Raw genomic sequence first — 23,440 nt, forward strand, 5'->3', positions numbered from 1 at the left:
CGGTTATGCGGGCCAGGGCCGCTCAAGAGGCGGTCAGCTGTTACAGGTTGCCGGTGGCGATGTTGAGCATGCGGCGCAGCGGCTCGGCGGCGCCCCAGAGGAGCTGGTCGCCCACGGTGAAGGCGCTGATGTAATTAGGGCCCATCTCCATCTTGCGGATGCGGCCCACCGGGATGTCCAAGGTGCCGGAAGCGGCCACCGGAGTCAGGTCCGCCATGGAGGCTTCTTTGGTGTTGGGAACCACCTTGGCCCACTCGTTGTCCTCGGCCAGGAGCTTCTCGATTTCGGCGACGGAGAGGTCCTCGCGGAGCTTGAGGGTGAGGGCCTGGGAGTGGGAGCGCATGGCGCCGATCCGGACGCAGAGGCCGTCCATGATGATCCGGTTTTCCTCGGAGGTGCCCAGGATCTTGTTCGTCTCCACCCCGGCCTTCCACTCTTCCTTGGACTGGCCGTTGCCCAGGTCCGCATCGATCCAGGGAATCAGCGAACCGGCCAGCGGCACACCGAACTGGGTGGCGTCGATGTCGGTGCGCTGGTGGGCCAGGACCTTGCGGTCGATCTCCAGGATGGCCGACGCCGGGTCGTCCAGTTCCGTGCTGACCTCGGCGTTGAGCGTGCCGAACTGGCTGAGCAGCTCGCGCATGTGCCGGGCGCCGCCGCCGGAGGCAGCCTGGTAGGTCATGGAGGTGCCCCACTCGACCAGGCCGTTCTTGAACAGTCCGCCAAGGCCCATGAGCATGCAGGAGACGGTGCAGTTGCCGCCGATGAAGTCCTTGGTGCCGTTGACCAGGCCCTTGTCGATGACGTCGCGGTTGATGGGGTCCAGCACGATGATGGAGTCATCGTTCATGCGCAGGGTGGAGGCGGCGTCGATCCAGAGGCCGTCCCAGCCGCGGCTGCGCAGTTCGCCGTGGACCTGCTTGGTGTAGTCCCCTCCCTGGGCGGTGACAATAATGGGCAGCTTCGCCAGGGCGTCGAGGTCGAACGCGTCCTCGAGCTTGCCGGCGCCCTCAGCAAAAGAGGGGGCGGCACCGCCCGCGTTGGAGGTGGAGAAGAACACCGGGTTGATGTTGGCGAAGTCGCCCTCGTCCTGCATGCGCTGCATGAGGACGGAACCGACCATGCCGCGCCATCCGACCAGGCCGACGGAAGGGGTAGCTGCTGTAGTCATTCGTACAGTTTAGACTTCGCAACCGGCACGGCGCAGTCGGTTACGTCACTGCCGTCAGCTGCGCCTGGACTCCTCCAGGACGGCAGCCTTGCGGGCGCGGAGCGCGAAGAACGCACCGAAGGCAAAGACCTGGGTGACCACCACCAGCACGATGGCGCCGGCGATTTTGTTGCCTCCCAGGATCATGGTGAGGCCCACGATGGCGGACAGCAGTGCCAGCAGCGGCAACAGCATGTAGCCGAGCACAAAGAGGGTTTCCGGTTTTTTCAGCATGGTCCTAGCCCTCAGTCCGTGTCCATTTGGTGAAGCGGTAGCGCGTGCCGTTGGCGCCCGTCAGCCATCCGTCCGGCGGGAGCGAGGCGGAGGCCTCCCAACTGGTGCCGAGCTCCGGGGCGAACGTGTCGCCGTCGGCCGCCACGTCGATGGTGGTGACCACCGCGACGTTGGCGAGTTCGGTGGACTGGCGGAAGATCTCTCCGCCGCCCAGGATCCAGACGGTGTCGCCGCCGTCGACGAACTGGGACTCCAGCAGCGCGTCGTCCAGCGAAGGAACCACGACGGCGCCCTTCGCCTCGGGTGTTTCCGCCCAGCTCTTCTGCCGGGTGATGACGATGTTGGTGCGCCCGGGCAGGGGACGGTACTTGTCCGGGAAGGACAGCCAGGTCTTCCGGCCCATGATCACCGGGTGCCCGGTGGTGAGCCGGGTGAAGTGCCTAAGGTCTTCGGGCAGGTGCCAGGGCATGTCCCCGTCCTTGCCGATGACGCCGTCCGGGGTCTGCGCCCACACCAGGCCCACGCCGGTGATCGTGGCTGCCAGTTCCTCGGAGAAGGACTGCGGATCAGTGGAGTTTTCGGTGCTCATACGGCAATCGGCGCCTTAATCGTGGGGTGGTGCCGGTAGCCCACCACGTCGAAGTCCTCCAGCGTGTAGTCGAAGATCGACGCGGGCTTCCGGTTGATCTTCAGCTGCGGGTACTCGTACGGCTCGCGTTCCAGCTGCTTGAGGACCTGGTCCATGTGGTTCTCGTAGATGTGGACGTCGCCGCCGGTCCAGATGAATTCGCCGGGTTCCAGCCCCACCTGCTGGGCCAGCATGCACGTCAGCAGCGCGTAGGAGGCGATGTTGAACGGCACGCCCAGGAACATGTCCGCGGAGCGCTGGTACAGCTGGCAGGAAAGCTTCCCGTCGGCCACGTAGAACTGGAAGAACGCGTGGCAGGGCGGCAGCGCCATGTCCGCAAGCTCCGAGACGTTCCAGGCGGACACGATGTGCCGGCGGGAGTTCGGGTTGGACTTCAGGCTTTCCACCAGTTCGGCGATCTGGTCGATGTGGCCGCCGTCCGGGGTGGGCCAGCTGCGCCACTGTACGCCGTAAACCGGCCCCAGGTCGCCGTCGGCATCTGCCCACTCGTTCCAGATGGTGACGCCCTGGTCCGTCATCCACTTGATGTTGGTCTCGCCGCGCAGGAACCACAGGAGCTCCACAGCCACGGACTTGAAGTGGACCCGCTTGGTGGTGATCAGCGGAAAGCTTTCGCCAAGGTCAAAACGGATCTGGCGGCCGAAAACGCTGGTGGTTCCGGTGCCCGTTCGGTCGGATTTGTGCGTGCCATGGGCCAGGACATCGCGCAACAGGTCTTCATAGGGCGTGGGGATGCTCACGGAGCAAGTCTACCGGGGCCCGGTCTCGGCTTCAGTGTCACCATGGAGTTCCTTCCGCAGTTGCCCGCGGACCAGTTCAAGCAACACGTCATCGTTGAGTCCTGCCCCTCGGCCCGCTGCAACACAGCGTTCGACGGCGGCACTCACCTCCGGCGGAACGGCGCCGGGGCTGCCGTGCCCGGCACCGCCGGGGACGGAGGCGACGACGGTGCCGCCCCGCCGTCGTGATTCAACGACCCCCGCCGCTTCCAGTTCCTTGTAGGCCCGCGCCACCGTGCCCGCGGCGATGCCGAGGTCCGCTGCCAGGCTGCGGACTGTGGGGAGCCGGCTCCCGGGCGCGAGTGCTCCCACGGCCACCAGGGAGCTGATCTGGGACCTGATCTGCTCATACGGCGGTGTGGCGGACCGCAGGTCCACGGTGATTCCGGCGCTCACGGCACCGCTTGCCGGGACCTCGGTGCCGTCCCCTTTTGCCTGGCGGCGATGCCGCGTACCGGGATGACGGCGATGACCACACCCGCAGCGGCGAGGATGACGCCGCCGCCGGACGCGAACTGCCACAGCGCCGCCGTCGGGTCCGGCCCGGGAGGGGAAAAGCGTTGCAGCCCCGGCCCCGCACTCATCAGCAGCGATCCCGCCTGGGCCAGGAGGAGGGCCGCCAGCGTCCGCACCACACGGTGCAGGCTGATGGCCCGCAACGCGGCATCCAGCCCCGGAACCAAGGAGCCGACGCCCCGCCGGCGGCGGATGACCAGTACGGGAACGGCCGCGCAGGCCACCACCGCGGCAGTGCTCCACACCGTCACGGGCCACGACGGCGGTGCGCCCAGCTCCGACTGCCGGGCAGCAACGGCCACCACGACGCCCGCCAGGACCGCTGCGGCGGCCACGCAGGTGGTGAACATGGCGGGGGAGACGGCCTGGCGGGGCCAGTTGCGGGCTTCGCCGTCGATGCCGTAATTGTGGCCGAGGAGGACTTCGCCGGCCGTAACGACCGCCAGGACGGCCAACGCCGCCAGCGCCACGAACAGTGCGGCATGATTGGTGAGGACACCGGGGATAAGCGCAGCCGCCACTACGGGAAGGACTGCTGCCACCCCCAGGGCGGGCCCGATTGACGCCACCAGCCTGGTGGCCGGTTGGGGGTCCGGGCGGGCTGCGGGCCGGGTTCCGGTGACGCCGCTGGACAACCTGGGCGGCTGCCACCACCACATGGCCAGCAAGACCGCCAGGTTCACCAGGCCGGCCGGGTTGAACCAGCTGCCCGTGGCGTCTGCCGGGTCCGGCAGTGAAGAGTGGCTGCCGGCGATGGCAGCGAGCCCGGAGGCTATGGTGGCCACGGTGCGGAGCAGCCGGTTCATCGCGATGGTCCGCAAGAGGCCGTTGTCCTCCGTTCCCAGCGCTTCCAGCCGCCGACGGCGGGCGATCAGCACCAGGACAGCGAAGGTTCCGGCCGCGAGGACCAGCAGGGCGCCGCCCAGCGGTACTGCCAGGTCGGCGCCCGGCACGCGGCCGTCCCCGCCGTAGTACACGTAACCGCCCGAGGGCTCCGGACGCGGTACGTAGAGTTGCGGGTCAAAGCCCGGAAGAGTGGCAGTCCAGGCAATTTGCGCCGCCGCAGCGATGAACAGGGCGAAGACGGTCCAGGCCAGGCGGCGCGGGATGAAATCCCGTACCCTGCGGACGTCGAGGCTGGCCTGCCGGTGCGGAAGCTGGGGGCCCGGATAGCTCAGCTGGCCGATCGCATGGACGGCCAGGCAGCCCAGGACCGGCCAGGCCAGGGCTGTGAGCAGTTCAGGGGTGCTGAGCGCGGCCCTGCTGCCCGGCACCGGAATCATGCCTGCCTTTGCGGCGGGCTGCAGTGAACTCACCAGCCATCCGATGATCCCCACCCACAGCGCGTGCTTGGCTGCGACGGCGGCCGAGCCCGGGTGGTGCGGGTGCCAGATGACCCAGCGGAGCAGCAGGTACACCCCGGCCGCCAGCAGGAACGGAAACAGGAACACCATCGGCTGGACGTTATCGAAGACGGCAATTCCATTGATGCCAGGCACATCATCCCCCAATATTCGTGCGGCTTTGTATCAAGTGTTTGATACAAACTGCAGGGGGTCAAACAGGCTGCTAGTCGTCGAACGGCTTGAACCGCTCCACGGCAACCACCTTGCTCTTCTTGGCCCAGGCCACATGGCAGACCAGGACCTCCCCGGGGGACAGATAAGGGTCTTCGGAAGGGAGAAGGTCGGCCAGGCGCGACGGCATGTGCTTGGCAAGCTGTGCGAGGACCGTGGGCAGGGCCGGTCGGTGGGTGCAGACAGCCACGGAGCGCTGCTTGTCGAACAGCCCCTCGATGGTTCCGGCGGTCTTCTTCGGGCTGCGTTCGTGCCGGTGCTCGGTCAACGCCTCGGACATCCGGACCTTGGCGCCGGTGGCCTTCGCGTAGGGCGCCACCGTGGCAACACACCGCAGCCAAGGGCTGGTCACCACCCGCGGCGGGCGCCAGGCGAGCAGCAGCCTGCCCACCGCCTGCGCCTGCCGGACGCCGGTGGCGGCGAGCGGCCGCTCGCCCTCTGCCTTCGTCCAGGAGGACCGGGGCTTGGCCTTGGCATGGCGGACCACCAGGAGGGGCCAGGTGTCGAGCTCACCGCGGCCATGTGCCACCCGAAGATACTGCAACGGCTCGGTGTCCGAAGGGTTCGAGAGCAGGGCAGCAGCCTTGTCCGGGCTGCACCACATGACCGAATCCACTTCCTTCCCGTCGGGAACAAGGCGGGCCCCATTGACCTTCACGGCCCAGTAATAGACCACCTTCAGCCCTGACGCCACGCGGTAGTGGATGGGCGGCAGGGGAATCCCCAACGTGCCCTCAAGGCCGATTTCCTCGCGCACTTCGCGGACCGCGCACTCGGGAACGGTCTCGCCGTCGTCGATCTTTCCCTTGGGCCAGGACCAGTCGTCATAGCGCGGCCTGTGGATGAGCAGGACTTCAAGTCCGTCCCGGCCCACCCGCCAGGGGATTGCCCCCGCAGCGGTGACCGCCACTGGTTCCCCCGGGTGTTCTGTCTGGTCTTCTACGAGTGCATCGCTCGACAAAACGTAGGCCCTTACCGCCGGCTCAGGCTGCGTTGCCGGGGGCGGGAGGCCAGCAGCCAGGACTGCACGTCCTCCAGCGGCTTGCCGTCCTCGCCCAGGTGGTGGCGGGTCCAGTGGCCCTGGCTGTCCAGGTGCCAGCTCGATGTCTCCGGTGCCATGTACCGCTGCATCAGGTCAAGGACGTAGTTGATGTCATCCGCGCTGGCCAGCTGGACCAGCGCTTCCACCCGGCGGTCCAGGTTGCGGTGCATCATGTCCGCCGAGCCGATGTACACCACCGGCTCGCCGCCGTTTGCGAACGCAAACACCCGCGAATGCTCCAGGAACCGGCCCAGGATGGACCGGACCGTGATGTTCTCGCTCAGGCCCTGGACGCCCGGCCGCAGCGAGCAGATACCGCGCACCACCACGTCCACCTTCACACCCGCCTGGGACGCCCGGTAGAGGGAGTCGATGATGGCCTCGTCCACCATGGAGTTGACCTTGATCTGCACGTGGCCCGGCTTCCCGGCGCGGGCGTTGCGGATCTCGGTCTCGATCCTGTCGATCAGCCCGGACCGCACCGAGCGGGGAGCCACCAGCAACCTCTTGAAGGTGGACTTGGGGGCGTACCCGGACAGCTGGTTGAACAGCTTGGACAGGTCCTGGCCCACCTGCTCGTTGGAGGTCAGCAGGCCAAGGTCCTCGTAGTAGCGCGCCGTGCGGGGATGGTAGTTGCCGGTGCCGATATGGCAGTAGCGGCGCAATCCGTCCACTTCCTGCCGGACGACCAGGGAGAGCTTGCAGTGTGTCTTCAGGCCCACGATGCCGTACACCACGTGCACGCCTGCCTGCTCCAACTTGCGGGCCCACGAGATGTTGGCCTGTTCGTCGAACCTGGCCTTGATCTCCACCAGGGCAAGGACCTGCTTGCCGGCCTCTGCGGCGTCGATCAGCGCGTCAACAATGGGGGAGTCGCCCGAGGTGCGGTACAGGGTCTGCTTGATGGCCTGGACCTTCGGATCCGCTGCCGCCTGCTCCAGGAAGGCCTGCACGGAGGTGGAGAAGGAGTCGTAGGGGTGGTGCAGCAGGATGTCCCGCCTGCGCATGGCCGCAAAAACGTTGGCGGCCTTGGACGTCTCGGACTCGTTCAGGTAGCGGGACGTATGGGGCACGTGCTTGGGGTAGTGCAGGTCCGCGCGGTCGATGCCGGCGATCACGGACAGGCCGCGGAGGTCCAGCGGTGCAGGGACCGAGTACACCTCGGACTCCTCGACCCCGAGTTCACGGATCAGCAGCGCACGGATATTGGGGTTGATGTCGTTGGTGAGCTCCAACCGGACCGGCGGGCCGAAGCGGCGTCGCAGCAGTTCCTTTTCCAGGGCCTGCAGGAGGTTCTCGGCGTCGTCCTCTTCAACCTCAACGTCCTCGTTGCGCGTGACGCGGAAGGTGTGGTGCTCAAGGACCTCCATGCCGGGGAACAGCTTGTCCAGGTGGACGGCAATGACGTCTTCCAGGGCGATGAACCGTGCCACACGGCCGGCCACGGCGCCTGCCCGCGGACCGTCGATGGAGATCAGGCGGGGCAGCTGGTCCGGTACCTTGACGCGGGCGAACAGCTCCTTGTCGCTCACCGGGTTCCGGACCACCACGGCGAGGTTCAGGGACAGGCCGGAAATGTAGGGGAACGGGTGGGCCGGATCCACCGCCAGCGGCGTCAGGATGGGGAAGACCTTTTCGGCGAACATGACGCTCAACTGCTGCTGGGCGGCGTCGTCGAGCTCGTCCCAGTTCATCAGGTGGATGTGCTCGTAGGCCAGGGCCGGGCGAATCTGGTCCGCGTACACCTGCGCGTGCCGCTGCTGAAGCCGGTGCGCTTCCTCGCTGATCTGCTCCAGCACCTCCACGGGGCTCAGGCCGGCCGGTGAGGGAACGGCAAGCCCGGTGGCGATCCGGCGCTTCAGGCCGGCCACCCGGACCATGAAGAACTCGTCCAGGTTGGAGGCGAAGATGGACAGGAAGTTAACCCGCTCCAGCAGGTGCAGGGTGGGATCCTCGGCCAGCTCCAGCACCCGTGAGTTGAAGCTGAGCCAGCTCAGTTCGCGGTCAAGGAAGCGGTCGGGGCTTATGTCGCCTTCGGGTTCCAGGTTGGGAGCGAACTCCGGGATGTCGATGCGGTCCTGGGTGGCCCTGGACGCCGGAACCTCGGAGGAGCCGAAGCGGGCGCGGACCGGGGTGGCAACATCCCGGGACGTGGCTGTTCCGGACGGTTCCGGGTTCATGGGATCTCCTTTTACCTGGCGCTGGTGCTGGCGCTTCCGGCCTGCGCGGTCTTGTTTCAACCTTACAAGCATTCACTGCGCTGCAGCCCCTGAATTCAGCCCGCGCCGCGGCGGCCGGGAGACCCGCTCACCCCGCCTGCGCCGGCCCGTACATCACGTCCATGTCCCACCGGGTAAACCCGAGCCGGCGGTACAGGGAGACTGCCGGGGTGTTGTCGGCGTCGGTGTACAACATGACGGCGTGCAGCCCTTTGTCCTGCAGGTGCCGGATGCCCGCCAACGTCAGCGCCTTGCCGAGCCCGGAGCCCTGGGCTTCCGGCGCCACGCCCACAACGTAGACCTCGCCGATCGCCGGGTGGTCCCCATGCCCGGAATGGACCTTGGTCCAGTGGAAACCCTGCAGCCGGCCCTCGCTGTCCTCGGCCAGGAGGAAACCGGCGGGATCGAACCAGTCCTCGGCCATGCGGGCTTCCAGGTCTGCCCGGGTCAGGCTGCCCTGCTCCGGATGGTGCGAGAACGCTGCCCTGTTGAGGGCCAGCCAGGCATCCTCATCCTGCCCCGGCACGAACGCCCGCAGCGTCACCCCCTCCGGCAGCACGGGCTCGGGAAGGTCCGCGCCCGCCGTCGTCATCCGCATCTTCCACAGCTCACGGACCGGCGCGTAGCCGTACCGGGCGGCGAGGTCGGCGGCAGCCTCATGGTTGCCGTGCGACCAGGCCTTCAGCCCGTCGAACCCCCGGCTTTCCTTCAACGCCCGCACCAGGCGGTCCGCCACGCCCTGGTTACGGTACGAAGGGTGGACGGCGATCTCCAGGATGCCGCTGCGGTCGGGTTCTTCGACGACGACGGCGAAGCCCGCCAGGTCCTGGCCGCTGGCGGGATCCGAATCCTCGTCCGGCGCGTACAGCGCCAGGGTCAGCAGCGTATGCTCCGCCGAGTCGCCGGCGCGCATGGTCACCAGGGTCTGCTCGGAAATGGACGGGTTGCCATCGGACTCTTCGGCCGCGGCAAGGAGGTCCCGGCAATCTTTCAGGAGCTGCCGGTCAACCCCGCCTCGGACTGCATGGACGGGCCACTTCTCAGGGTGCGCTGGAGTCATGAGGCAAGGCTACGTGATGCTGCCGTGTCTCAGGCTTCGGTCAGCTCGTCTTCCTGCTGGCGGACCAGCGTCAGCCGGTAGCCCACGTTGCGTACGGTGCTGATCAGGTTCTCGTGGTCCGCGCCCAGCTTGGCCCGCAGCCGCCGGACGTGGACGTCCACGGTGCGCGTGCCGCCGTAATAGTCGTAGCCCCACACTTCGGTGAGCAGCTGCTGGCGGGTGAAGACCCGGCCGGGGTGCTGCGCCAGGTACTTCAGGAGTTCGAATTCCTTGAACGTCAGGTTGAGCGGCGCGCCGTTGACCCTTGCCGTGTAGCTGGCTTCGTCGATGATGACACCGGCCGCACGGATTTCGCTGGGCGCGTCCTCCTGCTCGGGAACAGCACGTGCCACCGAGAGCCGGATGCGGGCCTCCACTTCTGCGGGGCCGGCGGAATCCAGGACGATGTCATCAACGGCCCACGCCGACGAGACCGCGGCCATGCCGCCTTCGGTAAGGATCAGGACCAGGGGAGCGCTGAGGCCGGTGGCCTTCAGGAGCTGGGTGAGTGAACGGGCCCCCACAAGGTCCTTGCGGGCATCCAGCAGGACGATGTCGCAGGGGTCTGTTTCGAGGAGCGCGGTGGGCTCTGCGGGCAGGATGTGGACCCGGTGGTTCAGCAGTTCCAAGGCAGGCAGGATGTCTACCGACGAGCCGGTGCTGTTCGTCAAGAGCAGGATGTGCGACATTGTTCCTCCATGGGCTGTCCGCGCATCATCGGGCGACTGAGCTGATGCTTGAGTATACCCGCCCAGGCCTCCCGGGCCAGAGAATCCGGGCCCCCGGCAGTCCGTTTTACGACATATCCGGGTCATATAGGGCAGGATTGAGCGGGGGCGGACATGCCCCGTAAAGAAGGGGCGGCCACGCCTACGGTCGATGCCAGGACGGGATGACAGCGCAGTGAGTGCACAGACGATTCGCAGGCCGGTGCCGGCATGACGGCGGACCTGCAGGCACCTGCGCGGTCCCTCGGCTGGTGGACCATCGGCGTGGCGGGCATCGCCGGACTCGCCGCGATCATCGCCGGCGTCTACATCTCGCGCGAGGCCCTCGTGGCTGTGGCGGTGCTGATCGCCGCGGCGGTGGGCATCGGCTGGCCGCACTTCCTGCGGATCCCGGCCAAGAAGACCCTCGCGGCCGTCATAGCGTTGCCCGGAGCCGGCGCGGCGCTCGCCGCCGCGTGGACCCCGGCGCCCGGCTACCTGGACTGGACTCCAGGGTTTGTGGCGGTGGGCATGATGGCCGTCTTCGTGGTGCAGCTGATCAGGGGCACCGGGCAGGCGCAGCGGCTGGAATCCACGCTGGGATGCTGCGTCGGCGTGCTGCTCAGTTGCCTGGGCGCCGGATGGATTGCGGGGGCTCGGTTCAACGGCGTCCGCGAAATGCTGCTGGTGGCCGCTGTCAGCGCAGCCGTGGCGCTCCTGGTGGGACTGATCCGCTGGCCGGACAACATCATCGCCCCGCTGTGCATTGTCTTCGCCGGGCTTGCCGGCCCGCTCGCGGGCCTGGTCCTCTCGGACATCGCAGTCCTCCCTGCCGGCATCTTCGGCGTCGTGGTGGGTGCGGTGCTTGCCAGCTTCCGCCGCCTGGTCACCCTCCGCGGGGCACCGCTGAACCTTCCCGCCGCCCTGGGGATGGGCCTGGCGCCTGTTTCCGCCGTCGGTTCGCTCGCCTACTTCATAGACAAACTACTCATCTACTAACGGGTTAGGATGGCATCATGTCCGTTCTTGCATTTGAAATTTTCTTCCTTGTCCTGCTCGGCATCGCCAGCATTTCCATGGCCTGGTTCGCCGGTTTCGTGGTGTACCGGCTCTTCAAGGGCCAGAAGTAGTCCACCCTTCCGATCCCGCAGTTTCTCGAGGTAATAGCCGTGCCCATTGAGATTCCTACCGATCTGACTCCGGAACTTGTTCCGCTTTCCTGGCTCATCGGTGAGTGGGAGGGCCGCGGCCGCCTGGGCAGCGGGGACGAGGACTCTGAGCATTTCCTGCAGCACGTTTCCTTTACGCACAACGGCCTGCCCTACCTTCAGTACCGCGCGGAGAGCTGGCTGACGGACGACGACGGCACGCGCCTGCGGCCGCTCACGGTCGAGACCGGCTTCTGGGCGCTGGAGCGCAAGCAGCTTGATGCCGACGGCGGCCCCGGGCTCATCCCGGCGGATATCGTTCCAGTCCTCAAGAGCGCCGACGAGGTGGAGGCGCTGCGGAACAGCGAGGGCGGGTTCGACATCTCGGTGTCCATCGCCCACCCCGGCGGCATCTCGGAGCTGTACTACGGCCAGATCAAGGGCCCCCAGATCCGGCTCACCACCGACATGGTGATGCGCGGCAGCCACTCCAAGGACTACAGTGCCGCCACCAGGATCTTCGGCCTGGTGGACGGCAACCTCTTGTGGCGGTGGGACGTCGCAACGGGCGGGGACGCCGGCAAGGGCCTGGAGGCCCACGCCTCGGCGTTCCTGAAAAAGGTTTCATAAGCAGCGGGTTTCACCAACAGGAAGCGGCGCCGTGGCGACTGCAGAGAAGGCCGGCAACTACAGCGACCTCAAGGCCGTGTTCTTCAACGGCACGCTCAAGAAATCGCCGCAGACCTCCAACACGGACGGCCTGATCAACATCAGCCGGCTGATCATGGAAAAGCAGGGCGTCAGCACCCGGGTCATCCGCACCGTGGACCATGACATAGCCAGTGGCGTCTACCCGGACATGCGGGAATACGGCTGGGCAACTGACGAGTGGCCGGAGCTGTACCCCGCCGTCCAGGAGGCCGACATCATGGTGGTGGCCGGTCCCATCTGGCTGGGTGACAATTCCTCCCAGACCAAGAAATTGATCGAGCGGCTTTACGCCCATTCCGGCGAGCTCAACGGCAAGGGCCAGTGGGCGTTCTACCCGAAGGTCGGGGGATGCCTGATCACCGGCAACGAGGACGGCATCAAGCACTGTTCCATGAACGTCCTTTACAGCCTGCAGCACATCGGGTTCAGCATCCCGCCGCAGGCCGACGCCGGCTGGATCGGCCCGGTCGGGCCCGGACCGAGCTACCTGGACGAAGGCTCGGGCGGCCCGGAAAGCGACTTCACCAACCGGAACACCACGTTCATGACATGGAACCTGCTGCACCTGGCCCGGATCCTCAAGGATGCCGGCGGCTATCCTGCCTACGGCAACCTGCCGGGGGAATGGTCTGCAGGCACCAGATTCGACTTCGAAAACCCCGAGTACCGGTAGCCGCTCCGCTGGTCGAGCCTGCAAAACCCGGCGCCGGCGTCATTCCGGAATACCCACTGACATAAGGACGTTCCACCACATATGACTACTCCCAGCCCCCTTTTGTCGCGCCCCGGCGCCGTTGAAGCGGCAGGCGCCGACGCCGGCGTCGCCGCCCACTACGGCGAGCCCCTCCGGGAGCAGCGTGCCCTCGCGGCCGGGACCGCCGTCGTCGACCTCTCCTCCCGCGGTGTGGTGACGGTTGCCGGGCCGGACCGCCTGAGCTGGCTGAACACCCTGTCCTCCCAGCAGCTGACCGCCCTGAAGCCCGGGGAATCCAGTGAGCTCCTGCTGCTGAGCGTGCAGGGCCGGATCGAGTTCGACGCACGCATCATTGACGACGGCGCCACGGCCTGGCTCATCGTCGAAGGCGCGGAGGCCGCGCCGCTGGCAGCGTACCTGGACCGGATGAAGTTCATGCTCCGGGTGGAGATCGCCGACGTATCGGCGGACTGGGCGGTAGTGGGCAGCACCGCCGCGGTGCCGGAATGGTCCGGGCTCCTCGCCTGGCAGGACCCGTGGCCGCACGTTGGTGCCGGCGGATACTCCTACGCCACCGTCGCCGAGGAGAACCATCCCGGCCTGGAACGGCCCTGGTACGAATACCTGGTTCCGGCCGCGGAACTGGAGCAGTTCGTGGGGGACCGTCCGCTGGCGGGAACCATGGCAGCCGAAGCCCTGCGGGTGGCCGCATGGCGCCCGCGCATCGGGGCCGAAACCGACGACAAGACCATCCCGCACGAGCTGGACCTCCTGCGCACCGCAGTGCACCTGGCAAAGGGTTGCTACAAGGGCCAGGAAACCATCGCCCGGGTACACAACCTGGGCCATCCTCCCCGCCGCCTGGTGTTCCTCCAGCTGGACGGGTCGCAGCATACGCTTCCGGCCGCCGGCAGCGCGGTGCTCGTGGGCGACCGTAAAGTGGGAACTGTCACGTCCGTGGCGCAGCACTACGAAATGGGACCGGTGGCGCTGGCGGTCATCAAGCGGTCCGTGGCTCCGGATGAGATACTGACGGTCCTGGACGGAGACGAACCGTACACCGCCGGACAGGAGCTCATCGTTGCCCCCGACGCCGGACAGGTGGTGGGGCGCCAGACCGGATTCCTCAGGGGGCCACGCGCATGACAGAACTTGGAGACGCCACACCGGAAGCCGCAGCCGCGCCTGCGGCAGGGCACGACGATGCCGTGGCTTTGGCACACACGCTCTTTGAGGCCGCCAGGGAAGGCAACACCGGGCTCCTCCAGGCGTACCTCGACGCCGGAGCCCCGGCAACGCTGACCAACGCCGCCGGGGATTCGCTCCTCATGCTCGCCGCCTACCACGGGCACGCGGACACGGTCCGCCTGGTCCTGGACCACGGTGCCGACGCCAACGCCGCCAACGACCGCGGCCAGACGCCCCTCGCCGGGGCGGCGTTCAAGGGCTACACCGAGGTGGCCAGGACACTGCTCGACGCCGGCGCCGATCCGGACGCCGGCAGCCCCTCGGCGCGGGCCGCCGCACATATGTTTGCCCGCCAGGAGATCCTCGACCTCCTCGGCTGAGCACCCGGGTCCGCCCGGCAACCAAGAACTGACTTTGAAGGATGACCGGATGGAAAACGTAGAAAAGCCCTGGCCGGCGCTGTGGTCGCTGGTGATCGGGTTCTTCATGATCCTGATCGACAGCACCATCGTGTCCGTGGCAAACCCGCGGATCATGGAAGGCCTTGGCGCCGACATCAACTCGGTGATCTGGGTCACCAGCGCCTACCTGCTGGCCTACGCGGTTCCGCTGCTCATCACCGGCCGGCTCGGTGACCGGTTCGGGCCCAAGAAGCTGTACCTGCTGGGCCTGGTGGTGTTCACCCTCGCCTCACTGTGGTGCGGCCTGGCAACCGACGTGGAAACCCTCATCGCCGCGCGTGTGCTCCAGGGCCTGGGCGCGGCCGTCATGACGCCGCAGACCATGGCCGTCATCACGCGCATCTTCCCGCCGGACCGCCGCGGAGCCGCCATGGCCATCTGGGGCGCCACCGCCGGCATGGCCACGCTGGTGGGCCCCATCCTGGGCGGCGTCCTGGTGGACGGGCTCGGCTGGGAGTGGATTTTCTTCATCAACGTGCCCATCGGCGTCGTCGGTTTCATCCTGGCGCTGCGCAACGTTCCTGCCCTCAGCACCCACCCGCACCGGTTCGACATTCCCGGCGTGCTGCTCAGCGCTGCCGGGCTGTTCCTCCTGGTGTTCGGCATCCAGGAAGGCGAAACCTACAACTGGGGGACTATCACCGGGCCCATCAGCGTGTGGTCCCTGATTATCGCCGGGCTGGTGGTCCTGGCCGCTTTCGTTGCCTGGCAGCGCTTCAACAAGGGCGAGCCGCTGCTGCCGCTGGGCCTGTTCCGGGACCGGAACTTCTCCCTGGCCAACCTGGGGATCACCATGGTGGGCTTCACGGTCACCTCCTTCGGCCTGCCGCTGATCTTCTACTACCAGTTGGTCCGCGGCCTGACGCCGACGCAGTCTGCCCTGCTGATGGTTCCCATGGCCCTGATCTCCGGCGGCATGGCGCCCGTGGTAGGCAAGATCGTGGACCGCGTCAACCCCAAATACCTCGCCGCCGCTGGCCTGACGCTGATGGCGGTGGCCCTGGTGTGGAACGGCCTGCTGATGCAGCCGGACACGCCCATCCTGCTGTTCCTGCTTCCCAGCGCCGTGCTCGGGTTCGCCAATGCCGGCATCTGGGCGCCGCTGAGCACCACCGCCACCCGGAACCTTCCGCCCCGGCAGGCCGGCGCAGGGTCGGGCGTCTACAACACCACCCGCCAGTTCGGCGCCGTCCTGGGCAGTGCGGCCATCGCCGTCCTGATCCAGTCCCGCCTCGCGGCTGAACTCCCCTCCGGCGGCCCGGCCGGGTCCGCAGGGGAGGGGATGGCGATGGGCGGGACGTTGCCGGAGTTCCTGCACGCGGGATTCTCGACGGCGATGGCCCAGTCCATCCTGCTGCCCGCCGCGGTGGTGCTCGCCGGAGCGGCCGTTGCCCTCTTCTTCGCCAAGCCCAAGCCGGTTCAGGGGTGGGGCGCGCCGCAGGGTCCGGAGGCCTCAGCCAAGGTTGACGCTGGTCTGGATTCCGCCGGCTGACAGGCCGAGCCGGCGGGCCAGGGCCAGCGACCCGGTGTTGCTGACATCGGTCCGCCACTGCAGGGTCAGGCCCGCTGCCAGCGCCTCATGGGCGGCGATGGATGCCGCCAGGGTGCCCAGGCCCCTGCGCCGCCATTCAGGGTCAACCAGGACCCCCAGGTGGGCCAGCAGCCCTTCCCACTCCGTGTAGGCGCCGCAGGCCAGGGGCATGCGGCGGCCGTCCACCTCATGGACGATCGTGAAGCGGTTTTCCAGGTCGGACAGGCCCACCTCGTTGACGTCGTCCGGCGGGCAGCGGCCCTCCAGTTCGATGGCCTCGGCGTTACCGTGCGAGACCGTCATCTCCTCGGCAGGCTGCTGGAGCGGCAGGTCGTCAGCGAAGAACAAGGCCGCAGCGCCCAGGCCGTGTCCGCCGTGCTCCCGGGTCAGGGTCAGCAGCGTGACGTGCTGGGCCATATCGGCGTCGGGGATGTCCGCGGCGGCGTCGATGATAGCCTGCGGGCCCACCAGGACGGAACTGCCGAACAGCCGGACGAATTCAACCGTCCGGGCTGACTCGTCCGCCCGGACAATGCGTTCACCGGAGGCCAGCGCGGTACCGAAGGCGTCGTCGTCCAGCCCCAGGCGGCGGGCCCATGCGAGCTGGACGATGGCGGCGGAACCGGGATCGAGTGTCATGGTCCCAGCCTAGGCGGGGGTGCCTGCTTAGCCGAACAGGACGGCCGCTTCGTCGTAGCGCTTCTGCGGCACGGTCTTGAGCTGGCCCAGGGCTTCCTGGAAGCCGACATGCTCGATGTCCGTTCCCTTCAACGCCACCATGGTGCCCCAGAAGCCTTCCACCACCGAATCAATGGCTGCCATGCCCAGGCGGGTGGCCAGTACCCGGTCGAACGCGGACGGGACGCCGCCGCGTTGGATGTGGCCCAGGATGGTGGCGCGGGTTTCAATGCCGGTGCGGGCTTCCAGCTCCGGGGCCAGCTGGTCGGCGATGCCGCCCAGGCGCGGACGGCCGAAGGTATCCAGGCCGCGTTCGGAGTGCGGGGATTCCATGTGTTCGGGCACGAACCCTTCTGCCACCACCACCAGCGGTGCGCGGCCGCGGGCGTGGGCGTCATTCACCCATTCGGTGATCTGCTCGATGCTGACCTTCTGCTCCGGAATCAGGATGGCGTGGGCGCCGGCAGCCATCCCGGCATGCAGCGCGATCCAGCCGACATGCCGGCCCATGACTTCGGCGATCATGCACCGGTGGTGGGATTCACCGGTGGTCCGGAGCCGGTCGATCGCTTCGGTGGCGATCTGCACAGCGGTGTCAAAACCGAACGTGTAGTCGGTGGCGTCGAGGTCGTTGTCCACGGTCTTGGGGACGCCCACGATCTTCAGGCCGGCGTCGGTGAGGCGCTTCGCTGCGGCGAGCGTTCCCTCACCGCCGATCGCGATGATGGCGTCGATGCCCAGGCGGTCCATGTGGGCCTTGATGACTTCGGGGCCGCCGCCGTTCTCGAACGGGTTGGTGCGTGAGGTGCCCAGGATGGTGCCGCCCTGTTTGGCGATGCCGCGGACCATCGTGCGGGGGATGTCAATGATGTCGCCCTCCACCACACCGCGCCAGCCGTCGAGGAATCCGACGAATTCGTGGCCGTGGATGGCGATGCCCTTCAGCACGGCGCCGCGGATGACCGCGTTCAGTCCGGGGCAGTCGCCACCGCTGGTGAGGATTCCAATTTTCATGATTCAGCTCAAATCCTGGGAGAGGGTTTACTGGCAGAGCGCCACGCTGAGCTCACCTAGAAGTGTAGTGGGAGGTGTGGGGTACGACACAAACTCGTTACATAGGCAGGCGCCGCGGCGCACTGGTCCGGACGCGGCCAAGGGCCCCTGCCGTGGGACGGCGGGACCCTTGGTTTTTTTGGCATCAGGTCAGCTCAGCGACCGGCGCTCCAGGAAGGTTTCCAAAGGAATAGCGTTTCGCTGGTCGGGGAGGACTGCCCACGCCAGGAGGTAGAAGACCACGGCGGGACCGGGCAGGAGGCAGAAGATCAGGAAGGCGATGCGGACGAAGGCCACATCCACGTTCAGTTTCGCTGCGATGCCTCCGAGGACCCCGCCGACCCAGCGCTGCGGGCCGCGTTTCAGGCCGAGGCCCCTGACGATGCTGAAAAACTTGTCCATGGTTCAAGACTTCCCTGTTGTCGGTTCGTTGTCACGTTTCCGGGCTGAGAGCAGGCCGCCCACCACCAGGGCGGCCCCGGCTCCGATCATGAGCCCGATCAGGACGTAGGTGGCATTGAGGGTGACGATGCCCAGCTGGGCGACGATGATCAGCGCGGCGAGGGCAAGGACGATCAGGCCCCACACCACGGTTCCCACCCTGGTGCTGGAGGCTGCGGAAGGGCCGGTGCCTGCCGCCGTCGGGTTGTCGGTGGAATAGCTGCCCGGACCGGTGGGGTCCGGCTGGTAGCTGCTGGTGCTCATCGTGAGTTGCCTTCCTCGATGGTGATGTTGCTGAAGGTTCCGTCGATCTCGACCACCATGTGGCTGCCGGGTTTGTCGGAGTTGTAGCTGCTTTCCCTGGTGGTGGTTCCGCCGCGCTGGCCCGAGGCCTCGTTGAGGTTGCCCATGGTCATGTCTGCCTTGATGTCCACGGGAACGTCCTCGGGGATCCGCACCGTCACGTTGCTGGCGGTGATGTTCAGCGGAATGACGACGTCGGAGCCCAGCGGGGCACTGCCGGCCAGGCCGGTGAGGTCCACGGTTCCGCGGCCCGCGGTGATGTCGAACCCGTCACGGGCCTCCTGGATGCTGGCCGGAGTCCAGTCCGCCTGCTGGAAGCGCATCCGGTCGCCGTTGCCCACCATGTTGTACACGCCCCCGGCAATCAGGGCCACGACGGCAAAGAAGCTGAGGATGCCGGCGGTCCTGCCGCGCAGGCCGGCAATGAGGATTCCCAGGCCCAGGACGGCGGCCGCGCTGGCCCAGACGATGGCGTTGGCGGAGCCGCCCAGGTCGATGATGTTGGTGACGTCGAGGGCCTTGAGTCCGCCGCCCACCAGGAGGGCCGATCCGGCGGCGACGGCCACAGCCGGCGCGCCCGGTCCGGCAGGGCGCGGCTTCGGTGCCTGCCGTGGCGCCTGGTACGGGTTGTACGGTGTGCCGCCGCCGGATCCGCCCGCCGAGGGGCTGCCCGGGCCGGAACCGCCGGCGAAGGAGCCGCCGCTGTAGGACGGCATGGACGGGGACGCCGGAGCCGGGCCGTAGGAGGTTCCCGCCGGGGAGAACTGTGCCGTGCCGGCGGTGTAGGGACCGGCCGGGTAGGTGGTGCCGGATGCCGGGGTGCCGCCCGTCCCGTAGCTGCCCGCGGGTGGTGCGGCCATGGCCGGGCGTCCGGCCCGGTTACGCTGCGCCAGGTAGTAGACCAGGTAGATGGCGCCGCCCACCCAGAAGACCGTCCAGAGGAATCCGCCGAAGCCGTTGTGGGTCCATCCCCAGAAGCCCCCGCCCAGTCCGGTGAGGCCCAGGATGGTGGTGATCAGGGACCCCGTCATACCTGTGGTCCACCGGCCGGCGCCCGCTTCCTGGACATGGATCCTGCCGTCGGGCTCCGGGAGGAACGCCCACGCCAGGCCGTACAGCAGGACGCCGATGCCGGCGAAGAGCGTCAGGACAATGAAGACGCCGCGGACGATCAGCGGGTCCACGCGCAGCCGGTGGGCGATTCCACTGGCCACGCCGCCGATCCAGCGGTCCTGTCCGCGCACGATGCCGTGGGAGCGGACCCAGGTGAAGAAGTCGGCTTCGGCGGTGACGGGCTGGCGGGCTGCGTGCTGGCCGCCCCCGGAGGAGGACTCCTGTGCGCCTGCGGCGGAATCCGCAGGGGATGGCGTTGACGGCAGCGGCTCAGTGGGCCGCGGGGTGCCCGGAAGGGGCTCGGTGGGTTGGCCGTCGTCGGGAAGGGGGGTCTGCGAGTTCATACCTCAATCCTTCCGCCGGGCCCTGTTCCCGCTCTACTGGGGGAAACCCTGAACGGTCCCTGAGTTGTCCCCGGTTGGTGCCCCGCCCGGGTCCGGGCAACCCTGATCCATGCTTGGATTGATCCATGACAACCGTCCCGGCCAGGCCGCCCCTGGCGCGCAGCAGCGACCGCGTGATCGCCGGTGTCTGCTCGGGCCTGGCACTGCACCTTGGCTGGCCGGTGAAGAACATCCGGGTGGGCATGGTGCTGGCGGCCCTTGCAGGCGGCGCCGGCCTGGTCTTCTACGCCTGGCTGTGGATCATGGTTCCCACGGCGGATGAGGCCGCCAGGCGCAACGCCAGGCGCCCGGCGTCGTCCATTGCCCCCGCCGTGAGCCAGGGGACCGGCACCATTCCCGCCCCGGCCGGCCCGGTGCCCGCCCCGCCCGTCCAAGTGGACGACGCCGGCACCGCACAGGGTGCGTCCGGCACCGCCGCGCCGTCCCCGGGCAGGGCTGCCGATCCGCCCTGGTTCCGCTGGCAAAGCATGAAGTACGGCAAGGAGATCCTGCTGGGCTGCGGGCTGCTGCTGGTTGCCGGCATCCTGATTGCCCAGCTCCTGGGCGTCGACGTTCCACTGGGAACCCTAATTCCCGCGGCGGCCGTGCTCGGCGGCGCCTCGATCGCCTGGATGCAGCTGGACGAGACGCGCCGGGCCGGGCTGGTGGACAAGACCAAGGCGGACCAGGCCGGCGGCTGGGCCCGGCTGGCGGCAGGCCTGGCGTTGGTGGTGGCCGGCGTGCTGGTCATGGTGTCAGGTTCAGGCTCCTGGGAGCAGACCTGGCTGGCGCTGCTGGCCTCCGTGGCCGTGCTGGGCGGAGTGGTGCTGGTCCTGCTGCCGTGGGCACTGAAGTTCTGGCGGGACCTGGAGGGCGAACGTGCCGGCAGGATCCGGGAGACCGAACGGGCGGAGATCGCCGCGCACCTGCACGACTCCGTCCTGCAGACCCTCGCCCTGATCCAGCGCCGGGCCGGCAGCGAGCACGACGTCGTCCGCCTCGCCCGTGCGCAGGAGCGTGAACTGCGCGGGTGGCTGTTCCAGGATCCCGGCCGCGAATCCGGCCAGTTCTCGGACCGCATCAAGGCGGCGGCCGCCGAAGTGGAAGACCTCCTGGGCAACCCGGTGGAGGTGGTCAGCGTCGGCGACGCGGCCATGACCGAGGCGCATGAGGCCATGGTCCAGGCAAGCCGGGAAGCGATGCTGAACGCGTCCAGGCATGGCGGAGGAAGCGTGTCCGTCTACCTGGAGGCCTCCGACGGACAGGCAGAGGTCTTCATCAAGGACCGGGGCCCCGGATTCGACCTGTCGGAGGTGCCGGAGGACCGGATGGGTGTCCGGGAATCCATCATCGGCAGGATGAAGCGGCACGGCGGCTCGGCAACCATCCTCAGTACCGGGGAGGGCACGGAGGTCAGGCTCCGCTTCCCGGCAGCAGGCATCGACAACGCGGAAGGAAAGTCATGAATCCCAGCCAGGGGGAGCCCGCCCCGGGCAACGGCACGGTCCGGGTGGTCATCGTGGACGACCACGCCATCTTCAGGTCCGGGTTGAAGGCCGACCTGGACGCCAGCATCCAGGTGGTGGGGGAGGCGGCCACGGTGGAGCAGGCCGTCGCGGTCATCGCCGAGCAGCGGCCCGACGTCGTGCTGCTGGACGTCCACCTGCCGGGCGGCCTGGGCGGCGGCGGCCGGGAGGTCATCGCCGGCTCGGCCGCGCTGCTGGCCACCACCCGGTTCCTGGCCTTGAGCGTGTCCGATGCCGCCGAGGACGTGGTTGCCGTGATCCGCGCCGGGGCGCGCGGCTACGTCACCAAGACCATCTCCGGCGCCGAGATCACCGATGCCGTGTTCCGGGTGGCGGGCGGGGACGCCGTGTTCTCCCCACGGCTGGCCGGGTTCGTCCTGGACGCCTTCGGCACCGCGCCCGCGGACATCGCCGACGACGAACTGGACAAGCTCTCCGCCCGGGAACTTGAGGTGATGCGGCTGATTGCCCGCGGCTACAGCTACAAGGAGGTGGCGAAGGAACTGTTCATCAGCATCAAGACCGTGGAAACCCACGTGTCCGCCGTGCTCCGGAAGCTGCAGCTCTCCAGCCGCCACGAACTCACCAAGTGGGCGGCGGAGCGCCGCCTCCTCTAAACCAAAGTTGCCCCATCACTTTGGGTCCCTAAAAGGGCGGTTTAAGGACCCAAAGTGATGGAGCAACCGGTGTGGGGGAGTTACTGGGCCTTGCCGAGGAACTCCTGCAGACGCTGCACGCCGGTGGCGAGGTCGTCGTCGCCCAGGGCATAGGACAGGCGAAGGAATCCGGACGGGCCGAATGCCTCGCCGGGAACCACGGCCACTTCAACCTCGTCCAGGATCAGCGAGGCCAGTTCGGCGGAGGTCTGTGGCGTGGCGGTGCCGGACGCCGTCGGGAACTCCTTGCCCAGCAGCGCACGCACGTCCGCGTAGACGTAGAAGGCGCCCTTCGGCGTCGGGCACTCCACGCCCTCGATCGCGTTCAGGCCGGCGACGATGGCCTTGCGGCGGCGGTCGAACGCAACCTTCATCTCATCGACGGCGGTCAGCGGGCCGGAAACGGCGGCCAACGCGGCGATCTGCGGGATGTTGGACACGTTGGACGTGGCGTGCGACTGCAGGTTAGTGGCGGCCTTGATGACGTCCGCCGGGCCGATCATCCAGCCCACGCGCCAACCCGTCATGGCGTAGGTCTTGGCCACACCGTTGAGGATGACCACCTTGTCGCCCAGCTCCGGAGCGGCGGTGGCGATCGAGGTGAACGGCACGCCGTCGTAGGTCAGGTGCTCGTAGATCTCGTCCGTGACGACCCACAGGCCCTTGGCTGCGGCCCATGCGCCGATCTCGGCCACCTGCTCCGGGGAGTACACGGCGCCCGTGGGGTTCGACGGCGACACGAACAGCAGGATCTTGGTGCGGTCCGTCACGGCTGCTTCGAGCTGCTCGACGGTCACCAGGTAGTCCTGCTCGGGCCCGGCGAAAACCTCGACCGGAACGCCGCCGGCCAGGCGGATAGCCTCCGGGTAGGTGGTCCAGAACGGAGTGGGGACGATGACCTCGTCGCCCGGATCAACCAGGGTGGCGAAGGTGTTGTAGACGGCCTGCTTGCCGCCGTTGGTCACCAGCACCTGGGAAGGATCCACGGCGTAGCCGGAGTCCCGCAGCGTCTTCTCGGCAATGGCCTTCTTCAGCTCGGGCAGGCCGCCTGCGGGGGAGTACCGGTGGTACTTGGGCTGGCCGGCGGCATCAATTGCAGCCTGCACGATGTAGTCCGGGGTGGGGAAGTCCGGCTCGCCCGCCCCGAACCCAATCACCGGCCGGCCGGCTGCCTTCAGCGCCTTCGCCTTGGCATCAACGGCAAGGGTTGCGGATTCGGCAATTGCGGAAATGCGCTGGGAAACGCGGGCGGCAGACATGGCAGGTCCGTTCTTCGCTTGCAGCCGGCTGGCTGGAATGTGGGATTCGACGGTTTCTACTCTATGCTGTTCACCGGACCCACCGGGGTGCCGGCTTTGTAATGTGACTGGTCCGCCAGTCATGGCCGGGCGGCACGGCGGAGGGGCCGGAACGGGTCGGTTTTACGAACGTGTTGATGTTGACGTAGACTGGTTCACCGGTGTTGAAACACGGATGATGGCGTGCGCCCCAGTGAAGGCTGGCGGCCGGCTGACAGTGGTTT

General features: G+C 67.8%; 24 protein-coding genes. 8 read left to right on the forward strand and 16 right to left on the reverse strand.

Annotated elements, in window-relative coordinates; genetic code table 11:
- Positions 1-40: 40 nt before the first annotated feature.
- The 10 genes from asd to AS031_RS02085 form a co-directional block, all read right to left on the reverse strand.
- Positions 41-1,171 (reverse strand): aspartate-semialdehyde dehydrogenase, encoded by a 1,131-nt coding sequence (gene asd, locus AS031_RS02040; RefSeq protein ID WP_058266468.1) that lies wholly within the window; start codon positions 1,169-1,171, stop codon positions 41-43.
- A 54-nt stretch (positions 1,172-1,225) separates the two neighbouring features.
- A complete protein-coding gene (locus AS031_RS02045) occupies positions 1,226-1,444 on the reverse strand; it encodes an NF038396 family protein (protein WP_058266469.1) in 219 nt (72 codons plus the stop codon).
- A 4-nt stretch (positions 1,445-1,448) separates the two neighbouring features.
- On the reverse strand, positions 1,449-2,033 hold the full coding sequence (locus AS031_RS02050) for a dihydrofolate reductase (RefSeq protein WP_058266470.1): 585 nt from the start codon (positions 2,031-2,033) through the stop codon (positions 1,449-1,451).
- The gene (locus tag AS031_RS02055; RefSeq protein WP_058266471.1) at positions 2,030-2,833 is read right to left on the reverse strand and encodes a thymidylate synthase; all 804 of its coding nucleotides are present in this window, start codon (positions 2,831-2,833) and stop codon (positions 2,030-2,032) included. The genes AS031_RS02050 and AS031_RS02055 overlap by 4 nt, the downstream gene beginning before the upstream one ends.
- A gap of 9 nt (positions 2,834-2,842) precedes the next feature.
- Positions 2,843-3,268, reverse strand: a complete 426-nt coding sequence (locus AS031_RS02060; RefSeq protein ID WP_058266472.1) for a GntR family transcriptional regulator — start codon at positions 3,266-3,268, stop codon at positions 2,843-2,845.
- A complete protein-coding gene (locus tag AS031_RS02065) occupies positions 3,265-4,887 on the reverse strand; it encodes a hypothetical protein (protein ID WP_228379544.1) in 1,623 nt (540 codons plus the stop codon). Before AS031_RS02065 ends, AS031_RS02060 begins: the two co-directional genes overlap by 4 nt.
- 70 nt (positions 4,888-4,957) lie before the next feature.
- Positions 4,958-5,926, reverse strand: coding sequence for an NUDIX hydrolase (locus AS031_RS02070; protein WP_058266474.1), 969 nt, complete (start codon positions 5,924-5,926; stop codon positions 4,958-4,960).
- 11 nt (positions 5,927-5,937) lie between these two features.
- Positions 5,938-8,187, reverse strand: coding sequence for an RNA degradosome polyphosphate kinase (locus AS031_RS02075; RefSeq protein ID WP_058266475.1), 2,250 nt, complete (start codon positions 8,185-8,187; stop codon positions 5,938-5,940).
- 127 nt (positions 8,188-8,314) lie between these two features.
- Positions 8,315-9,286, reverse strand: coding sequence for a mycothiol synthase (gene mshD, locus AS031_RS02080; protein WP_058266476.1), 972 nt, complete (start codon positions 9,284-9,286; stop codon positions 8,315-8,317).
- 29 nt (positions 9,287-9,315) lie between these two features.
- Positions 9,316-10,014 carry a winged helix-turn-helix transcriptional regulator gene (locus tag AS031_RS02085; protein ID WP_018769102.1) on the reverse strand — a complete coding sequence of 233 codons (699 nt, stop codon included), beginning with the start codon at positions 10,012-10,014 and terminating at the stop codon, positions 9,316-9,318.
- Between the two features lie 249 nt (positions 10,015-10,263).
- On the opposite strand from AS031_RS02085, the gene AS031_RS02090 reads away from it, so the two are divergent.
- The 6 genes from AS031_RS02090 to AS031_RS02115 all read left to right on the forward strand — a co-directional run bounded on the left by AS031_RS02090 (position 10,264) and on the right by AS031_RS02115 (position 15,726).
- A complete protein-coding gene (locus tag AS031_RS02090; protein WP_058266477.1) occupies positions 10,264-11,031 on the forward strand; it encodes a hypothetical protein in 768 nt (255 codons plus the stop codon).
- A gap of 170 nt (positions 11,032-11,201) precedes the next feature.
- Positions 11,202-11,810 carry a nitrobindin family protein gene (locus AS031_RS02095; RefSeq protein ID WP_058266478.1) on the forward strand — a complete coding sequence of 203 codons (609 nt, stop codon included), beginning with the start codon at positions 11,202-11,204 and terminating at the stop codon, positions 11,808-11,810.
- A gap of 31 nt (positions 11,811-11,841) precedes the next feature.
- Positions 11,842-12,564: a flavodoxin family protein gene (locus AS031_RS02100; RefSeq protein WP_058266479.1), complete on the forward strand. Its 723-nt coding sequence runs from the start codon at positions 11,842-11,844 to the stop codon at positions 12,562-12,564.
- An 81-nt stretch (positions 12,565-12,645) separates the two neighbouring features.
- Positions 12,646-13,731: a CAF17-like 4Fe-4S cluster assembly/insertion protein YgfZ gene (ygfZ, locus tag AS031_RS02105; protein WP_058266480.1), complete on the forward strand. Its 1,086-nt coding sequence runs from the start codon at positions 12,646-12,648 to the stop codon at positions 13,729-13,731.
- On the forward strand, positions 13,728-14,153 hold the full coding sequence (locus AS031_RS02110; protein WP_058266481.1) for an ankyrin repeat domain-containing protein: 426 nt from the start codon (positions 13,728-13,730) through the stop codon (positions 14,151-14,153). The genes ygfZ and AS031_RS02110 overlap by 4 nt, the downstream gene beginning before the upstream one ends.
- A gap of 49 nt (positions 14,154-14,202) precedes the next feature.
- Positions 14,203-15,726, forward strand: coding sequence for a DHA2 family efflux MFS transporter permease subunit (locus AS031_RS02115; protein ID WP_058266482.1), 1,524 nt, complete (start codon positions 14,203-14,205; stop codon positions 15,724-15,726).
- On the opposite strand, the gene AS031_RS02120 is transcribed toward AS031_RS02115, so the two are convergent.
- The 5 genes from AS031_RS02120 to AS031_RS02140 all read right to left on the reverse strand — a co-directional run bounded on the left by AS031_RS02120 (position 15,688) and on the right by AS031_RS02140 (position 19,697).
- Positions 15,688-16,404 carry a GNAT family N-acetyltransferase gene (locus tag AS031_RS02120; RefSeq protein WP_058266483.1) on the reverse strand — a complete coding sequence of 239 codons (717 nt, stop codon included), beginning with the start codon at positions 16,402-16,404 and terminating at the stop codon, positions 15,688-15,690. The two genes, AS031_RS02115 and AS031_RS02120, sit on opposite strands and share 39 nt — an antisense overlap.
- A gap of 27 nt (positions 16,405-16,431) precedes the next feature.
- Positions 16,432-17,457, reverse strand: a complete 1,026-nt coding sequence (locus tag AS031_RS02125; protein WP_058266484.1) for an ATP-dependent 6-phosphofructokinase — start codon at positions 17,455-17,457, stop codon at positions 16,432-16,434.
- A gap of 189 nt (positions 17,458-17,646) precedes the next feature.
- Complete coding sequence (locus AS031_RS02130; protein WP_058266485.1) at positions 17,647-17,898, reverse strand: PspC domain-containing protein; 252 nt, start codon at positions 17,896-17,898, stop codon at positions 17,647-17,649.
- Between the two features lie 3 nt (positions 17,899-17,901).
- Entirely contained in the window at positions 17,902-18,201 is a 300-nt protein-coding gene (locus AS031_RS02135) for a hypothetical protein (protein ID WP_058266486.1), read from the reverse strand.
- Positions 18,198-19,697, reverse strand: coding sequence for a PspC domain-containing protein (locus AS031_RS02140; RefSeq protein ID WP_058266487.1), 1,500 nt, complete (start codon positions 19,695-19,697; stop codon positions 18,198-18,200). The genes AS031_RS02135 and AS031_RS02140 overlap by 4 nt, the downstream gene beginning before the upstream one ends.
- Positions 19,698-19,822: 125 nt before the next feature.
- Between AS031_RS02140 and AS031_RS02145 the strand changes: the two genes are divergently transcribed.
- Positions 19,823-21,202, forward strand: coding sequence for an ATP-binding protein (locus AS031_RS02145; protein ID WP_058266488.1), 1,380 nt, complete (start codon positions 19,823-19,825; stop codon positions 21,200-21,202).
- Positions 21,199-21,879: a LuxR C-terminal-related transcriptional regulator gene (locus tag AS031_RS02150; RefSeq protein ID WP_058266489.1), complete on the forward strand. Its 681-nt coding sequence runs from the start codon at positions 21,199-21,201 to the stop codon at positions 21,877-21,879. The genes AS031_RS02145 and AS031_RS02150 overlap by 4 nt, the downstream gene beginning before the upstream one ends.
- 80 nt (positions 21,880-21,959) lie before the next feature.
- On the opposite strand, the gene AS031_RS02155 is transcribed toward AS031_RS02150, so the two are convergent.
- Positions 21,960-23,177, reverse strand: a complete 1,218-nt coding sequence (locus AS031_RS02155) for a pyridoxal phosphate-dependent aminotransferase (protein ID WP_058266490.1) — start codon at positions 23,175-23,177, stop codon at positions 21,960-21,962.
- Between the last annotated feature and the right edge of the window lie 263 nt (positions 23,178-23,440).

The sequence above is a fragment of the Pseudarthrobacter enclensis genome, from assembly GCF_001457025.1.
GTDB classification, from domain to species: domain Bacteria; phylum Actinomycetota; class Actinomycetes; order Actinomycetales; family Micrococcaceae; genus Arthrobacter; species Arthrobacter enclensis.

What these genes read in the sequence shown, in the direction of transcription:
- AS031_RS02045 (WP_058266469.1), bottom strand. Translation starts at nt 1,444, where the DNA reads ATGCTGAAAAAACCGGAAACCCTCTTTGTGCTCGGCTACATGCTGTTG.
- mshD (WP_058266476.1), bottom strand. Translation starts at nt 9,286, where the DNA reads ATGACTCCAGCGCACCCTGAGAAGTGGCCCGTCCATGCAGTCCGAGGC.
- AS031_RS02075 (WP_058266475.1), bottom strand. Translation starts at nt 8,187, where the DNA reads ATGAACCCGGAACCGTCCGGAACAGCCACGTCCCGGGATGTTGCCACC.
- AS031_RS02090 (WP_058266477.1), top strand. Translation starts at nt 10,264, where the DNA reads ATGACGGCGGACCTGCAGGCACCTGCGCGGTCCCTCGGCTGGTGGACC.
- ygfZ (WP_058266480.1), top strand. Translation starts at nt 12,646, where the DNA reads ATGACTACTCCCAGCCCCCTTTTGTCGCGCCCCGGCGCCGTTGAAGCG.
- AS031_RS02155 (WP_058266490.1), bottom strand. Translation starts at nt 23,177, where the DNA reads ATGTCTGCCGCCCGCGTTTCCCAGCGCATTTCCGCAATTGCCGAATCC.
- AS031_RS02110 (WP_058266481.1), top strand. Translation starts at nt 13,728, where the DNA reads ATGACAGAACTTGGAGACGCCACACCGGAAGCCGCAGCCGCGCCTGCG.
- AS031_RS02130 (WP_058266485.1), bottom strand. Translation starts at nt 17,898, where the DNA reads ATGGACAAGTTTTTCAGCATCGTCAGGGGCCTCGGCCTGAAACGCGGC.
- AS031_RS02150 (WP_058266489.1), top strand. Translation starts at nt 21,199, where the DNA reads ATGAATCCCAGCCAGGGGGAGCCCGCCCCGGGCAACGGCACGGTCCGG.
- AS031_RS02115 (WP_058266482.1), top strand. Translation starts at nt 14,203, where the DNA reads ATGGAAAACGTAGAAAAGCCCTGGCCGGCGCTGTGGTCGCTGGTGATC.
- AS031_RS02135 (WP_058266486.1), bottom strand. Translation starts at nt 18,201, where the DNA reads ATGAGCACCAGCAGCTACCAGCCGGACCCCACCGGTCCGGGCAGCTAT.
- asd (WP_058266468.1), bottom strand. Translation starts at nt 1,171, where the DNA reads ATGACTACAGCAGCTACCCCTTCCGTCGGCCTGGTCGGATGGCGCGGC.
- AS031_RS02125 (WP_058266484.1), bottom strand. Translation starts at nt 17,457, where the DNA reads ATGAAAATTGGAATCCTCACCAGCGGTGGCGACTGCCCCGGACTGAAC.
- AS031_RS02120 (WP_058266483.1), bottom strand. Translation starts at nt 16,404, where the DNA reads ATGACACTCGATCCCGGTTCCGCCGCCATCGTCCAGCTCGCATGGGCC.
- AS031_RS02140 (WP_058266487.1), bottom strand. Translation starts at nt 19,697, where the DNA reads ATGAACTCGCAGACCCCCCTTCCCGACGACGGCCAACCCACCGAGCCC.
- AS031_RS02085 (WP_018769102.1), bottom strand. Translation starts at nt 10,014, where the DNA reads ATGTCGCACATCCTGCTCTTGACGAACAGCACCGGCTCGTCGGTAGAC.
- AS031_RS02145 (WP_058266488.1), top strand. Translation starts at nt 19,823, where the DNA reads ATGACAACCGTCCCGGCCAGGCCGCCCCTGGCGCGCAGCAGCGACCGC.
- AS031_RS02050 (WP_058266470.1), bottom strand. Translation starts at nt 2,033, where the DNA reads ATGAGCACCGAAAACTCCACTGATCCGCAGTCCTTCTCCGAGGAACTG.